Source organism: Streptomyces odontomachi, assembly GCF_024435355.1.
GTDB classification, from domain to species: Bacteria; Actinomycetota; Actinomycetes; order Streptomycetales; family Streptomycetaceae; genus Streptomyces; species Streptomyces odontomachi.
Genome location: NZ_JAMJWG010000014.1, coordinates 200,289 through 214,243 on the forward strand (window position 1 = coordinate 200,289; position 13,955 = coordinate 214,243).

At 71.1% G+C, this 13,955-nt stretch carries 11 protein-coding genes; 8 read left to right on the plus strand and 3 right to left on the minus strand.

All coding sequences use genetic code 11. The annotated features are described in order from the left end of the window. Window positions 1–8: 8 nt before the first annotated feature. Entirely contained in the window at window positions 9–947 is a 939-nt protein-coding gene (locus NQO67_RS26910) for a 5'-3' exonuclease (protein WP_255952942.1), read from the minus strand. Window positions 948–1,309: 362 nt separating this feature from the next. On the opposite strand from NQO67_RS26910, the gene NQO67_RS26915 reads away from it, so the two are divergent. The 4 genes from NQO67_RS26915 to NQO67_RS26930 all read left to right on the plus strand — a co-directional run bounded on the left by NQO67_RS26915 (window position 1,310) and on the right by NQO67_RS26930 (window position 7,173). Then, the gene (locus NQO67_RS26915; protein WP_308295701.1) at window positions 1,310–2,482 is read left to right on the plus strand and encodes a quaternary amine ABC transporter ATP-binding protein; all 1,173 of its coding nucleotides are present in this window, start codon (window positions 1,310–1,312) and stop codon (window positions 2,480–2,482) included. Further along, on the plus strand, window positions 2,475–5,096 hold the full coding sequence (locus tag NQO67_RS26920) for an ABC transporter permease/substrate binding protein (RefSeq protein WP_255952862.1): 2,622 nt from the start codon (window positions 2,475–2,477) through the stop codon (window positions 5,094–5,096). Before NQO67_RS26915 ends, NQO67_RS26920 begins: the two co-directional genes overlap by 8 nt. A gap of 346 nt (window positions 5,097–5,442) precedes the next feature. Next, complete coding sequence (locus NQO67_RS26925) at window positions 5,443–6,003, plus strand: helix-turn-helix domain-containing protein (RefSeq protein ID WP_255952863.1); 561 nt, start codon at window positions 5,443–5,445, stop codon at window positions 6,001–6,003. Between the two features lie 189 nt (window positions 6,004–6,192). Continuing rightward, entirely contained in the window at window positions 6,193–7,173 is a 981-nt protein-coding gene (locus tag NQO67_RS26930) for an aminoglycoside phosphotransferase family protein (protein WP_255952864.1), read from the plus strand. On the opposite strand, the gene NQO67_RS26935 is transcribed toward NQO67_RS26930, so the two are convergent. Both NQO67_RS26935 and NQO67_RS26940 read right to left on the minus strand, forming a co-directional pair. Beyond that, complete coding sequence (locus NQO67_RS26935; RefSeq protein ID WP_255952865.1) at window positions 7,130–7,825, minus strand: gamma-glutamyl-gamma-aminobutyrate hydrolase family protein; 696 nt, start codon at window positions 7,823–7,825, stop codon at window positions 7,130–7,132. The genes NQO67_RS26930 and NQO67_RS26935 overlap by 44 nt on opposite strands. 274 nt (window positions 7,826–8,099) lie before the next feature. Continuing rightward, the gene (locus NQO67_RS26940; RefSeq protein WP_255952943.1) at window positions 8,100–8,861 is read right to left on the minus strand and encodes a FadR/GntR family transcriptional regulator; all 762 of its coding nucleotides are present in this window, start codon (window positions 8,859–8,861) and stop codon (window positions 8,100–8,102) included. Between the two features lie 266 nt (window positions 8,862–9,127). Between NQO67_RS26940 and NQO67_RS26945 the strand changes: the two genes are divergently transcribed. From NQO67_RS26945 to NQO67_RS26960, 4 genes are all read left to right on the plus strand, one after another. After that, window positions 9,128–10,492 carry a glutamine synthetase family protein gene (locus NQO67_RS26945; RefSeq protein ID WP_255952866.1) on the plus strand — a complete coding sequence of 455 codons (1,365 nt, stop codon included), beginning with the start codon at window positions 9,128–9,130 and terminating at the stop codon, window positions 10,490–10,492. Window positions 10,493–10,500: 8 nt separating this feature from the next. Continuing rightward, window positions 10,501–12,027 (plus strand): aldehyde dehydrogenase family protein, encoded by a 1,527-nt coding sequence (locus NQO67_RS26950; RefSeq protein WP_255952867.1) that lies wholly within the window; start codon window positions 10,501–10,503, stop codon window positions 12,025–12,027. A 4-nt stretch (window positions 12,028–12,031) separates the two neighbouring features. Next, window positions 12,032–12,844, plus strand: coding sequence for a 3-oxoacyl-ACP reductase (locus tag NQO67_RS26955; RefSeq protein ID WP_255952868.1), 813 nt, complete (start codon window positions 12,032–12,034; stop codon window positions 12,842–12,844). Window positions 12,845–12,999: 155 nt separating this feature from the next. Beyond that, window positions 13,000–13,938 (plus strand): DUF2510 domain-containing protein, encoded by a 939-nt coding sequence (locus NQO67_RS26960; RefSeq protein ID WP_255952869.1) that lies wholly within the window; start codon window positions 13,000–13,002, stop codon window positions 13,936–13,938. The last annotated feature ends 17 nt before the right edge of the window (window positions 13,939–13,955 follow it).

The following is a 13,955-nucleotide window of genomic DNA, read 5'->3' on the forward strand; positions in this document are numbered from 1 at the left end:
GCACCTGGTCACTGGGCCAGCGTGTCCAGCAGGCGCCGCAGGGAGCCGCCGAGCCCCCAGCGGGTCGCCAGCTCGTCCAGCGCGGCGGGGTCCCGTGGCGCGCGCGGCAGCTCGGTGTCCACCGCGGGCAGCGGGACGTCGGCGGCGACCCGGACCACCTTGGGTGCCACGGCGAGGTAGGGCGCTGCCTCGGTGAGCCGCTTGCGCTGGGTGGGGGTGAGCCTGGCGGCGGGCTTGCCGACCGCGGCGAGGATGCCGGCCAGGTCGCCGAACTCGGCCAGCAGCTTCGCGGCCGTCTTCTCGCCGATGCCGGGCACCCCGGGCAGCCCGTCGCTGGGGTCGCCGCGCAGCAGCGCCAGGTCCGCGTAGCCCGCGCCGCCGACGCCGTACTTCTGGCGCAGCAGGGACTCGTCGGTGATTTGGAGCGAGCCCACGCCCTTCAGCGGGTACAGGACGCGGACCTCGCGCGCGTCGTCCACGAGCTGGAAGAGGTCGCGGTCGCCGGTGACGATGTCGACCGGGGTGGTCGCCCGGGTGGTGAAGGTGCCGATCACGTCGTCCGCCTCGTAGCCGGCGACGCCGACGCGGGCGATGCCGAGGGCGTCCAGCACGTCCTCGATCACGGGCACCTGTGGCGAGAGCGTGTCGGGGACCTCCTCGACGTCGGCACCGCTGGGTACCTCCTCGGCGACGCGGTGCGCCTTGTACGAGGGGATCAGCTCGACGCGCCAGGCCGGGCGCCAGTCCGCGTCCATGCAGGCCACCAGGGAGTGCGGACGGTGGTCGCGCACCAGGCGGTCGATGAACTCCAGCAGCCCGCGCACCGCGTTCACCGGGGTGCCGTCCGGTGCGCGGACGGAGTCGGGGACGCCGAAGTAGGCCCGGAAGTACAGGGAGGCGGTGTCGAGCAGCATGAGCCGACGGGTTCGCTGAGTCACGCTCCGCATCATGCCCCACTCCACTGACAACGCTGACGACGCTGACAGGGCCGACGACACCGACAGGGACCGACGACGCTGACAGGGACCGGCGACGCGCCGGCACACCGCCGGGTGTCCGGGCCGGTACGCCCGTTCGCCCGTTGCCTCCGCCCTGGGTCACAAACGTAAGGAGCCTTCACGAATGTGGATGCTCTGTGAACTGGAGCACTTACGTGTTTGCAACATCTAACTCAGGGCAGGCGCGCAATCGGAGCGGACCCGGGTGCGTTTCCCACCGAAACAGCCCGGTCACGCGGGACGACCCCGTGCCGCTCCATGGCCCGTCGGCGGGGGAGACGGGCCGTTCTGGTGCGACCCGAGAGGTATATGTGTCCATGCTGCAAGCCGAGCACCTCTACAAAGTGTTCGGCAGACGACCCAATAGCGCGGTGAAACAGCTCCGTGACGGAGCCGACCGGGAGGAGTTGCGTGCCGCTGGAACGACCGCCGCGGTTATTGACGCTTCCTTCACCGTCGAACCCGGTCAGATCTTCGTCGTGATGGGTCTGTCGGGGTCCGGCAAGTCCACGCTGCTGCGCATGCTGAACGGACTGCTGGAGCCCACCGCAGGACATGTGCGGTTCGACGGGCAGGACCTGACCCAGCTGAGCGCGCGAGAGCTGCGCGAGGTGCGTTCCAAGAAGATCAGCATGGTCTTCCAGCACTTCGCCCTCTTCCCGCACCGCAGCGTCCTGGAGAACGCCGCGTACGGCCTCGAGGTGCAGGGCGTGCCGCGCGCCGAGCGCGAGAAGCGCGCCGCGCAGGCCCTGGAGCTGGCCGGCCTCGCGGGCTGGGAGAAGTCCTGGCCCGACGAGCTGTCCGGCGGCATGCAGCAGCGCGTGGGCCTGGCCCGCGCGCTGGCCACCGACGCCGACCTGCTGCTCATGGACGAGTCCTTCAGCGCGCTCGACCCGCTGATCCGGCGCGACATGCAGGACCAGCTGCTGGAACTCCAGAAGCGACTGAAGAAGACCATCGTCTTCATCACGCACGACCTGAACGAGGCCATGCGCCTGGGCGACCGGATCGCCGTCATGCGCGACGGCCAGATCGTCCAGATCGGCACCGCCGAGGACATCCTGGTGACTCCGGCCAACGACTACGTGGCGGCCTTCACCCAGGACGTGGACCGCTCCCGGGTGCTCACGGCCGGCGCGATCATGGCCGACCCGGAGAGCGCCTTGGGCACCGCGGTGGACGGCAAGACGCTGCGGACCCCCGAGGACGTGCTCGCCGCGGCACCGGCCACGGTCCACGAGGACACCCCGATCATCGAGCTGTTCACGCCCTGCTCCACCAGCGGCACCGCCGTCGCCGTCACCTCCGAGGACGGCGAGCTCACCGGAGTCGTGCCCCGCTCACGGCTGCTGGCCGTGCTCGGTGAGCCGATGACGCCCGCGGACCACAACGGCCACGGCAACGGCAACGGCTCCCAGGGCAAGGTCTCCAAGGTCGCCTCCGACCGGGGCGACGGCCAGGGCAAGGTGATCGCCGGTGCCTAGGATCGAGTTCGGCGACTGGGTGGAAAACGCCGTCGACTGGCTCCAGGGCCACCTCGGCTGGCTGTTCGACCTGATCAAGGCCGTTCTGGACGGCATGTACCACGGTGTGGACACGGTGCTCGGCGGCGGCGAGCCGCTGCTGATGGCCGCCATCCTCGCCGTCATCGCCTTCTGGCTGCGCGGCCTGCTGCCCGGCGTGCTGGCCTTCGTGGGCTTCGCGCTGATCGACTCGCTGTCGCTGTGGGACGACGCGATGGCCACGCTCTCGCTGGTCGTGGTGGCCGCGGTGATCACCGTGGTCATCGCGGTGCCGACGGGTATCTGGGCGGCGCGCAACAGCAAGGTCAGTGCCGTCATCCGTCCGGTGCTCGACGTCATGCAGACCATGCCGGCGTTCGTGTACCTGATCCCCGGCGTGATGTTCTTCGGCGTGGGCACCACGCCCGGCATCATCGCCACCATCGTCTTCTCGATGCCGCCCGGCGTCCGCATGACCGAGCTGGGCATCCGGCAGGTCGACGGGGAGCTGGTGGAGGCCGCCGAGGCGTTCGGCACCGCGCCCCGCGACACCCTCACCCGGGTGCAGCTGCCGCTCGCCCTGCCGACGATCATGGCCGGTATCAACCAGGTCATCATGCTGGCGCTGTCGATGGTGGTCATCGGCGGCATGGCCGGCGCCGAAGGCCTCGGCGAGCAGGTCTACGCCGCGATCACCCAGCTCCAGGTCGGCCTCGCCGCGGAGAGCGGTGTCGCGGTGGTCATCCTCGCCATGTACCTGGACCGGATGACCGGTGCCCTGAACGAGCGCGTCTCGCCGCTCGGCCGGCGCGCCGCCGCCAAGGCCGCCGCCTCCGTGCGCCGCCTGAAGCTGGCCCACTACAAGCCCGGCACCACCGTCGCGATGGTCGGTGTCCTGGTCCTGGCACTGGCCGCGGGCGGCCTGAACCTGGCCGACTCCGGATCCGACGGGGGCTCCGAGGCGGGCAGCAAGGTCGGTGCCGGCAAGACGATCAACATGGGCTACATCCCCTGGGACGAGGGCATCGCCACGTCGTTCCTGTGGAAGGACCTCCTGGAACAGCGCGGCTACACGGTCAATCTGAAGCAGCTCGACGCGGGACCGCTCTACTCGGGCGTGGCGCGCGGCGACATCGACTTCCAGACGGACTCCTGGCTGCCCACCACGCACAAGGCCTACTGGGACAAGTACCAGAGCAAGCTCGACGACCTCGGCGGCTGGTACGGCCCGACGTCCCTGGAGCTGACGGTTCCGTCCTATGTGAAGGACGTGAACTCGCTGGCCGACCTGAAGGGCAAGGGCGGCACGTTCGGCGGCAAGGTCATCGGCATCGAGTCGAGCGCCGGCGAGATGTCCACGCTCAAGAGCAAGGTCCTGCCGGCCTACGGTCTGAACGGCGAGTACAAGGTGATCGCGTCGAGCACCTCGTCGATGCTGGCGCAGCTGGACCGGTCCATCCAGAAGAAGGAACCGATCGTGGTTCCGCTGTGGAGCCCGCACTGGGCGTACGGCAAGTACGACCTGAAGAAGCTCAAGGACCCGAAGGGTGCCTGGGGCAAGGGCGAGCAGATCCACACCGTCGCCCACAAGGGCTTCGCCCAGAAGGACCCGACGGTCGCCGGTTGGCTGAAGAAGTTCAAGCTCGACGAGGGCCAGCTGACCAGCCTGGAGAACGCCATCCAGGACGCCGGGCAGGGCCACGAGCAGGACGGCGTCAAGGCCTGGCTGAAGAAGAACCCGACCATGGTCGACAAGCTCGCCCCGGTGCCCGGCGGCACCGCCCAGAAGGGCAAGGACGCCGGCAAGACGGTCAACATGGGTTACTTCCCCTGGGACGAGGCGATCGCCTCCACCTATCTGTGGGAGAACATCCTGGAGGACCGTGGCTACAAGACGACCGTCAAGCAGGTCGACCCGGGACCGCTCTACACGTCCATAGCGCGGGGCGACATCGACGTCCAGACGGACTCCTGGCTGCCCAACACGCACAAGGCGTACTGGAACAGGTTCAAGAAGGACCTCGTCGACGTGGGCCCCTGGTACGGTCCGACGTCCCTGGAGCTGACGGTTCCGTCGTACGTGAAGGACGTGAACTCGCTGGCCGACCTGAAGGGCAAGGGCGGCATGTTCGGCGGGAAGATCATCGGCATCGAGTCGAGCGCCGGTGAGATGTCCATGCTGAAGAGCAAGGTCCTGCCGGCCTACGGTCTGAACGGCGAGTACAAGGTGGTCGCGTCGAGCACCTCGTCGATGCTGGCCGAGCTGGATCAGGCGATCAAGAAGAAGCAGCCGGTCGTCGTCCCCCTGTGGACCCCGCACTGGGCGTACGGCAAGTACGACCTGAAGAAGCTCAAGGACCCGAAGGTCGCCTGGGGCAAGGGCGAGCAGATCCACACCGTCGCCCACAAGGGCTTCGGCCAGAAGTTCCCCGAGCTCAACGGTTGGCTGAAGAAGTTCCATCTCGACGAGTCCCAGCTCGCCTCCCTCGAAGTGGAGATCCAGAAGGGCGGCACGGGACACGAGAAGGAGTCGGCACGCCACTGGCTCGACGCGCACCCGGGCCTGGAGGACCAGCTCGCGCCGGTGAGCGGCTGACCGCCGCTGCCGTGCCCGGCTGACCGCCGGCCCCGGATCCGGGGAGCCCCGCCTGTGGCGAGGGGCCCCACACGGGTACAGACAAGGGGTGGGTTCCGCACACCGCGGAACCCACCCCTTTCGCGTGGCCCGGACACGGTGGCCGAACCCGGCATGGACGGGCGGCGGGAACCGTTTACCGAACGTGCGTAGGGTGCAGGAAACTTCACAGGGCAGGATGGCACCATCGCAGACGGTGAGGGACGGATCTCCGTACACATGTGCACAGGCGATGCGCATGACTATGGAGAAGTGAGCAGACTGCGCAAAGGTAGGAAACGATGACGCACGGGAGGGAGCCGGAGCGATGGACGACAAAGAGACACCTCGGGTGGGCGCGGCCGTCCGGCGGCGGCGCAGGGCCCTGGAGCTCACCCTCGCCGTCGTCGCCGAGCGCAGCGGCCTGTCCGTGCCCTTCCTGAGCCAGGTCGAGAACGAGCGGGCGCGCCCCAGCATGCGTTCCCTGGAGAAGGTCGCCGACGCCCTGTGCACCACTGCGGTCGAACTGCTCGCCGCCGCCGACCCGGCCCGCAGCGTCGACGTCGTCCGGGCCGGTGACGACCAGGGCCTGCCCAGGGGCGCGGTGGTGCGGCAGCTGGTGCGCGGGCACCACCACCTCCAGGCGACGGAGTTCACCGGCGACCATGACGCCGGCCGGGAGTTCCAGCACCGCAACGACGAGCTGCTCTATGTGGCGGACGGTGCCGCGGAGGTCGAGGCCGAGGGCAGCGCCTACCGGCTGGGCCGCGGGGACACCCTGTACATGACCGGCGGCGTCCGGCACCGCTGGCGCGCCACGGAGCCGGACACCCGCATCGTGGTGGTGTCCCTGGCCGATCACATCGACGCGGTGGAGGACAAGCGCTGACGCCGTCCGGCGCCGGCCTTCGGACGTAGCGGCATGAGCACGCTGGGCCAGTTGGCCTCCAGGCCATCCGTCGGCGCACCTGATGATCTCCCGGATTCGCAGGTCAGAGTGGTCCCCGGCCGCATGCGGTGCAGTGCGGGGCGCCATATTCGAGTGGCGCGGTGGCCGGGAAGCACGGACCATGTCGTCATGCCTCCGTTTCCCGTCGACGCCCCGCCAGCGGCCGGCGTGCGCACCCCCTGGGAGGGCCTCCCGGGGCGGGTACGCGACGCCGTCGCCGCGATCCTGGGTGCGCCGGTGGCGACGGCGACCACCCAGCGCGGCGGGTTCTCACCCGGCGTGGCCGCCCGGATCGGCACCGCCGACGGCCGCCGGGCCTTCGTGAAGGCCGTGAGCACGGAGGCGAACCCGGTCAGCCCCGGGATGCACCGCACCGAGGCGCGCAACACCGCCGCACTGCCCGACCGGGTGGCCGCGCCCCAACTGCTCGGCTCCTACGACGACGGGACCTGGGTCGCCCTGGTCTTCGAGGACATCGTGGGCCATCAGCCGCACGTGCCCTGGCGCGCCGACGAGCTGGGCCGGGTGCTGCGCGCGGTGCACGACCTCGCCACGACCCTGACCCCGTCCCCGGTCGACGCGCCACCCGTCGCCGTCCGGCTGGCCGAGCAGTTCTCCGGATGGCAGCAACTGGCCGCGTCGGGAGATGTCCACGGCCTGGATCCGTGGGCGGTGCGCCATGTCGACCGGCTGGCCGAGCTGAGCGCTTCCTGGGCGGCGCACGCCGCCGGTGACACCCTCACCCATGGCGACCTGCGCGCCGACAACATCCTGCTCACCGCCGATGACCGGGTGATCTTCGTCGACTGGCCGCACGCCTCCCTCGCCGCACCCTGGTTCGACCTGCTGACGATGCTGCCTTGCGTGCGTGCCCAGGGCGGCCCGGCGCCCGAAGAGGTCTTCACGGCCCATCCGCTGGCCCGCCGCGCCGACCCGGACGGCGTGACGGCGGTACTGGCCGCATTGGCGGGCTATTTCGTCACGCATGCCCGCCAGCCACCCCCGCCAGGGCTGCCCACCGTGCGCGCCTTCCAACACGCGCAGGGGGTCGCGGCCCTCGGCTGGCTCAGGACGCGACTGGCGAAGCGGCCTGCACGAGGCCTTGCATGACCCGCGGGTCGTGCCCCATCTCCGGATGCCACTGCACCCCCAGCACCCAGGCGGCGTCCGGAAGTTCCACCGCCTCCACGGTGCCGTCGGCGGCGTGCGCGGTCGCGACCAGGCCGGAGCCGAGGCGGTCCAGGGCCTGATGGTGGTGGACGGGCACGCTCGCCCGCTCCGGGACCAGCGCGGCACAGCGGCTGCCCGGCACCGGCGTCACCAGGTGCCGGCCGAAGACGCCCGGGCGGTCGCCCGTGTGCCCGTCGACGTGCTGCTTGAGGGTGCCGCCGAGCATCACGTTCAGCAGCTGCATACCGCGGCAGATGGCGAGCAGCGGCGTGCCGGCCGCCAGGGCGGCGTCGATCAGGGCCAGCTCCCAGGCGTCGCGCTCGTGGGCGGGCGGCCCGGTTCGCGGGTCGCGCACGGCGCCGTACCGGGCGGGGTCGACATCTGCTCCGCCCGAGATGACCAGCCCGTCGAGCCGTGTCACCGCCGCCGGGGCGTGCTCCGGGGCATCCGGCGGAAGCAGCGCGGCGATGCCGCCGGCTGACTGCACCAGACGGCGGTAGCCGTCGGGCACCAGCGCCGCGGGAAGCGTCCAGACTCCCCACCGCACTTCGGACTCCAGATAGGTGCTGACGCCGATCAGCGGCCTGTCCATCCGGGCCTCCTCTCCCTGCTCCTGCGTGCGATGGCGCCGGACCGGCGCCGGTGCGGTCCCGGTGCCGGGTCCCCGGTGACCGGGGGTGATCAGCGGCGCCAATGGAATCGTTCCATACCTTTGCGGTGCGGCGGAACGGGGACGGGGAGCGGCGCGGCGCGTGGGTGCTTGCCGTGCGCCGCACGGGCCCGGGCGGCGCAGCAGGCTTCGGTGGCGAAGGGGGCTGCACATGGGGCCTGGGCGTCGTCGGCTCCGGCTCGCTTCCCTCGAACCCTCAGGTGAGAAAGCCGCGCAACAACGCTGCCGTGCCTGCGCAGTGCTCCCTCATGAGGGCGCGCGCCCCGTCCGCGTCCCCGCTCAGCACGGCGTCGACGAGTGCGGAGTGCTGGCGCTGGGAGTGCTCGAGGTTGCGCACCAGCAGGGGGATGCAGTCCAGCAACTCGTTGAGCTGGGCGCGCACGGTGGTGTACTGCGCCGTCAGCAGCGGTGAGCCGGAGAGTTCGGCGAGGGTGAGGTGCAGCCGGGTGTCCTGCCGGCGGTACTCGGCCAGCGGTGCGTCCTGCGTACGGGTCAGGGCGGCGCGCAGCCGCTCGGCGTCCCGCCCGGTCAGCCGGCGCTCCGCGCACAGCTCCACGGCTCCCGTCTCCAGCACCGCGCGGAAGCGCAGCAGGTCAGCCACGTCCACGGCGCCGATCCGCCGCCGCACCTCGTCCTCGCCGGGCACCCGGTTCCTGGCCAGGACGAACGTGCCGCCGTAGCGGCCGCGTCTGGACTCCACCACGCCCTCGTCGTGGAGCACCTTCAGCACCTCGCGCAGGGTGACCCGGCTGATGCCGAGCCGGATCGCCAGATCGCGCTCGGCCGGCAGCCGCTCGCCGGCGGGGACCAGGCCGAGCCGGACCACCTGGAGGATCTGCTCCAACGCCGCCTCGAAGCCGTTGCCGGTCGGCACCGGACGCAGTACGGGGGCCAGGGCGTCCTGGGGGGTCGGCGGTGCATCGGGCGCGTGGGTCTCGGCGCCGGAAGCCTGGGCCATGGGGTCCTCGGCACCGGAGCCCCGGGCCTCGTGGTCGTCGGCTACGTCCTTGTGGCTGTGGCTGTGGCTGTGGCTGTGGCTGTCGACGGGGCGGTGGCTCGCCGTCGGGGGCGTGCGCCGGGTTTCTGGGTGGGGAGCGTGTCCGCCCTGGCTTCCCCGGGCGCGCGGATCGTGCGCGTCCGATCCCGACATGCGCCTGCACCCCCTTCCCAACCAATGGTCTAAAGCAATACCTTAAGGCTCGGTTGCAGCGAAGGAGGCGTCCCGTGTCCGACCGCACACCCCCGCTCACCGTCGAGGAGCTGACGGCCCTCGTCGCCGGTGGCGAGATCGACACCGTCGTGCTGGCCTTCCCCGACATGCAGGGCCGGCTCCAGGGCAAGCGGTTCGCCGCCCGCTTCTTCCTGGACGAGGTCCTCCACCACGGCACCGAGGGATGCAACTACCTCCTGGCCGTGGACACCGAGATGAACACGGTCGACGGCTACGCGATGTCCTCCTGGGACCTCGGCTACGGCGACTTCGCCCTGCACCCGGACACCACCACCCTGCGCCGGGTGCCGTGGCACGAGGGCACCGCGCTCGTCCTTGCGGACCTCATGTGGGAGGACGGCTCCCCGGTGGCCGCCGCACCGCGTCGGATACTGCGCCACCAACTCGACAGGCTCGCCGCCCACGGGCTGCGCGCCCAGGTCGGCACCGAGCTCGAGTTCCTCGTCTTCAAGGAGACCTACGAGCAGGCCTGGGACGCCCACTACCGCGACCTCACCCCGGTCAACCAGTACAACATCGACTACTCCATCCTCGGCACCGGCCGCATCGAGCCGCTGCTGCGCCGGATTCGCAACGAGATGGCGGGTGCCGGCCTCCAGGTCGAGTCCGCCAAAGGCGAGTGCAACCCCGGGCAGCACGAGATCGTGTTCCGCTACGAGGACGCGCTGACCACCTGCGACCAGCACGCCCTCTACAAGACAGGCGCCAAGGAGATCGCCGCCCAGGAAGGCGTCGCCCTCACCTTCATGGCGAAGTTCAACGAACGCGAGGGCAATTCCTGCCACATCCACCTCTCCCTCGTGGACGACAGCGGCAACACCGCCATGCCCGGCGACGGGCCCGACGGGATGTCCGAGGTGATGCGGCACTTCCTGGCCGGACAGCTGGCCGCCCTGAGCGAGTTCGCCCTGCTCTACGCCCCGAACATCAACTCCTACAAGCGTTTCCAGCCGGGCTCCTTCGCACCCACCGCCGTCGCCTGGGGCGTCGACAACCGCACCTGCGCACTGCGCGTCGTCGGCCACGGCCGGTCCCTGCGCTTCGAGAACCGGCTGCCCGGCGGCGACGTCAATCCCTACCTCGCCGTCGCCGCCATGGTCGCCGCCGGACTGCACGGCATGGAGAACCGACTCGAGCTCCCGCCCGCCTGCCCGGGCAACGCCTACGGCGCCGAGTACCCGCAGGTCCCCACCACGCTGCGCGAGGCCGCCCGGCTCTGGGAGGACAGTGCGATCGCCCGCGCCGCCTTCGGCGAGGACGTGGTCGCCCACTACCGCACCATGGCCCGCGTCGAACTGGACGCCTTTGACGCCGCCGTCACCGACTGGGAGCTGCGGCGCTCCTTCGAACGCCTGTGAGGCCCGCGATGCCCGAGCCCGCCGTCGTCCCCGACACCGCCGCCCAGCACGGCGCGACCCCGGCACCCCCGGACGAGCTGGTCGTCCGCAACCCCGCCACCGAGGAGATCATCACCACCGTCCGGGCCGCCACCGCCGAAGACGTCCACGCCGCCGTTCGACGGGCCGCCGTCGCGCAGCGCACCTGGGCGGCGCTCGCCCCCGGCGACCGGGCCAGGCTGCTGCGGCGCTTCGCCACCGCCGTGGACGCGCATCTGGAAGAGCTGGCCCAACTCGAGGTCCGCGAGGCCGGCCACGTCATCGGCAACGCCCGCTGGGAAGCCGGCAATGTCCGCGATCTGCTCGACTACGCGGCCGGGGGAGTGGAGCGTCTGACCGGCCGCCAGATCCCGGTGCCCGGCGGCCTCGACGTCACCCTGCTCGAACCCCTCGGCGTGGTCGGCGTCATCGCCCCCTGGAACTTCCCGATGCCGATCTCCGCTTGGGGCACCGCCCCCGCGCTCGCCGCCGGGAACGCGGTCATCCTCAAGCCCGCCGAGACCACCCCGCTCACCGCCCTCCGGATCGCCGAGCTGGCCCTGGAGGCCGGCCTTCCGGAGCACCTCTTCCAGGTGCTGCCGGGGGCCGGTGCCGTGGCGGGCACCGCCCTCGTCGAGCACCCGGGAGTCGCCAAGATCGTCTTCACCGGCTCCACCCGTGTCGGCAAGGAGATCATGGCCCGCTGCGCCGGCCAGGTGAAGCGGCTCACCCTGGAGCTGGGCGGCAAGAGCCCGAACATCGTCTTCGCCGACGCCGACATCGAGCGCGCCGCGGCCACCGCCCCCCTGGCCTTCCTGGACAACGCCGGCCAGGACTGCTGCGCCCGCACCCGCATCCTCGTCCAGTCCTCCGTACTGGACCGCTTCCTGGCCCAGCTGGCCCCGGCCATCGGCGCCGTCACCGTCGGCGACCCGAGCGACCCGGCCACCGAGATGGGCCCGCTGATCTCGCGCACCCAGCTGGAGCGGGTGCGTTCCTACCTCCCCTCCGGGGCGCCGGCGATCCGCGGCAGCGCCCCGCAGGGCCCCGGCTACTGGTGCGAGCCCACCGTCCTCACCGATGTCGACCCGGCCTCCCCGGTCGCCGTGGAGGAGGTCTTCGGGCCGGTCGCGGTGGTGCTGCCGTTCGAGGACGAGGCCGATGCCGTCCGCCTGGCCAACGACACGGCCTACGGGCTGTCCGGCTCCATCTGGACCCGGGACGTGGGACGCGCCCTGCGGGTGTCCGCTGCGGTCGCCGCCGGCAACCTTTCGGTCAACTCCCACTCCAGCGTCCGCTACTGGACCCCGTTCGGTGGTTATCGCCAGTCGGGCCTGGGCCGTGAGCTGGGCCCCGACGCGCTGACCGCCTTCACCGAGACCAAGAACGTCTTCATCGCCATGGACGCCCCCGCGGGCACCCCCGCCCCCGGTGCCGACCCCGATGCACCGCTCGCCCCCGACGCCCCACCCGTCCCGGATCCCGATGCCGCGGGTCCGCGCCCCACGGAGGCCTGAAGCCATGCCCGACAACACGATCGCTTCGTCCGAGTCCGCCGACCGGATCGTCTGCCGCCGCCTGGTGGGCCGCACCGCCGTGATCACCGGCGCGGGCAGCGGTATCGGCCTCGCCGCCGCACGCCGGCTCGCCTCCGAGGGTGCTCACGTGGTGTGCGGCGACATCGACGAGCCCACGGGAAAGGCCGCAGCCAAGGAAGTCGGGGGCATCTTCGTACCCGTGGACGTCACCGGCGCCGACCAGGTCGAGGCGCTGTTCAAGGCCGCACAGGACACGTACGGCTCCGTCGACATCGCCTTCAACAATGCGGGCATCTCCCCGCCGGAGGACGACTCGATCCTGGAGACCAGCCTCGAGGCCTGGAAGCGGGTACAGGAGGTCAACCTCACCTCCGTCTACCTCTGCTGCAAGGCCGCGTTGCCCTACATGCGCCGCCAGCGCCGCGGCTCCATCATCAACACGGCCTCCTTCGTCGCCCTGATGGGCGCCGCCACCTCCCAGATCTCGTACACGGCCTCCAAGGGCGGTGTACTCGCCATGTCCCGAGAGCTGGGCGTGCAGTTCGCCCGTGAGGGAATCCGGGTGAACGCCCTGTGCCCGGGACCGGTGAACACCCCGCTCCTGAAGGAGCTGTTCGCCAAGGACCCCGAGCGGGCCGCGCGCCGTCTGGTGCACATCCCTGTCGGCCGCTTCGCGGAGGCCACCGAGATCGCCGCCGCCGTCGCCTTCCTCGCCAGCGACGACGCCTCGTTCGTCAACGCAGCGGAGTTCGTCGTCGACGGAGGGATCTCGGGGGCCTATGTGACGCCGCTTTAGCCGCACGTACCGACGGGTGCATCACCGACCTCGTTCGCCACGGCCCGGGTGTCACGTGCTCGCGTGGCCCGTCGGTCCGTCAGCGCATGGCCGGGTGTGGTCGGTGTAGCGACGGGGCCGCGTCAGTGCTGGAAGGAATGTTCTAAAGTGCCGGAATGACCATGACGCCTCCGCCCGGCTGGTACCCCGATCCGTCGGCCCCGTCCACGGAGCGCTGGTGGGACGGGTCCGCCTGGACCGAGCACCGTCGCGCCCCGCGGCCCCCGGAGCCGTCCACGGTCCCGATGGGGTTCGGTCCCGCGGCACCGATGCCGCCGCAGGGCGGCGGCCGCAGCAGGACCATCGTGCTCACCATCACCGCCCTGATCGTGGTGGTGGCCGCGATCGGCACGGGCATCGTCTTCCTCGGCGGCGGGGACGACTCCGCCGGCGGCTCCACCTCGCCCTCGCCGTCCGTGACCCGGTCGACCGAGAGCCCCTCCGGCTCTCCCACGTCGTCCCCGTCCCCGGTGTCCTCCGACGACCCGACCATCGTCACGGACGACCTCGACGGCATCACGCTGCCCGTGCTCGACGGCTGGGAAAAGGCCGAGTACGTCGTCGACGACACGATCCTGCTGACCACGCCCGGCACCTACAAGTGCCCGGGCGACGGCGACCTGTGCCGGCACGGCTCGGTGGCCTCCAGCCCCGTGACCGGCAGCGCCTCGTCGGACCCCAAGACGGTCGCACGCCAGGACATATCCAAGGCGGCCGACCACGCCTACGACCGCGACGAACTCAAGAACCGCCCGTACGACGGAATCTCCTCGCACCAGAAGGTCAAGGAGGGCTCCGTCGCGGTCGCCGGCCGGGCCGGCTACCTGGTGCGCTGGCGCGTCAAGACCCATGCGGGCCCCGGCGGTTACGTCGAGTCCCTGGTGTTCCCGTCGACCATGGGCACCGAATCGCTGGTCTGCGTACGCCTCGTCTTCGACGCCGGCAAGGACGGGCCCCCGCTGTCCGACATGGACAAGATCACCAAGGGCATCCGCTCGACCGACGGTTCCGGGACGGGCGGCGGGGTCGGCAACACCGTCGGGCCTTCGCAGTAGGGCGGTAGCAGACGGGA

Excerpts from the sequence above, each read along its gene's own strand:
- NQO67_RS26940 (WP_255952943.1), bottom strand. The coding sequence starts at position 8,861 with ATGGCCCAGGCTTCCGGCGCCGAGACCCACGCGCCCGATGCACCGCCG.
- NQO67_RS26910 (WP_255952942.1), bottom strand. The coding sequence starts at position 947 with ATGCGGAGCGTGACTCAGCGAACCCGTCGGCTCATGCTGCTCGACACC.
- NQO67_RS26950 (WP_255952867.1), top strand. The coding sequence starts at position 10,501 with ATGCCCGAGCCCGCCGTCGTCCCCGACACCGCCGCCCAGCACGGCGCG.
- NQO67_RS26935 (WP_255952865.1), bottom strand. The coding sequence starts at position 7,825 with ATGGACAGGCCGCTGATCGGCGTCAGCACCTATCTGGAGTCCGAAGTG.
- NQO67_RS26955 (WP_255952868.1), top strand. The coding sequence starts at position 12,032 with ATGCCCGACAACACGATCGCTTCGTCCGAGTCCGCCGACCGGATCGTC.
- NQO67_RS26930 (WP_255952864.1), top strand. The coding sequence starts at position 6,193 with ATGCCTCCGTTTCCCGTCGACGCCCCGCCAGCGGCCGGCGTGCGCACC.
- NQO67_RS26960 (WP_255952869.1), top strand. The coding sequence starts at position 13,000 with ATGACCATGACGCCTCCGCCCGGCTGGTACCCCGATCCGTCGGCCCCG.
- NQO67_RS26925 (WP_255952863.1), top strand. The coding sequence starts at position 5,443 with ATGGACGACAAAGAGACACCTCGGGTGGGCGCGGCCGTCCGGCGGCGG.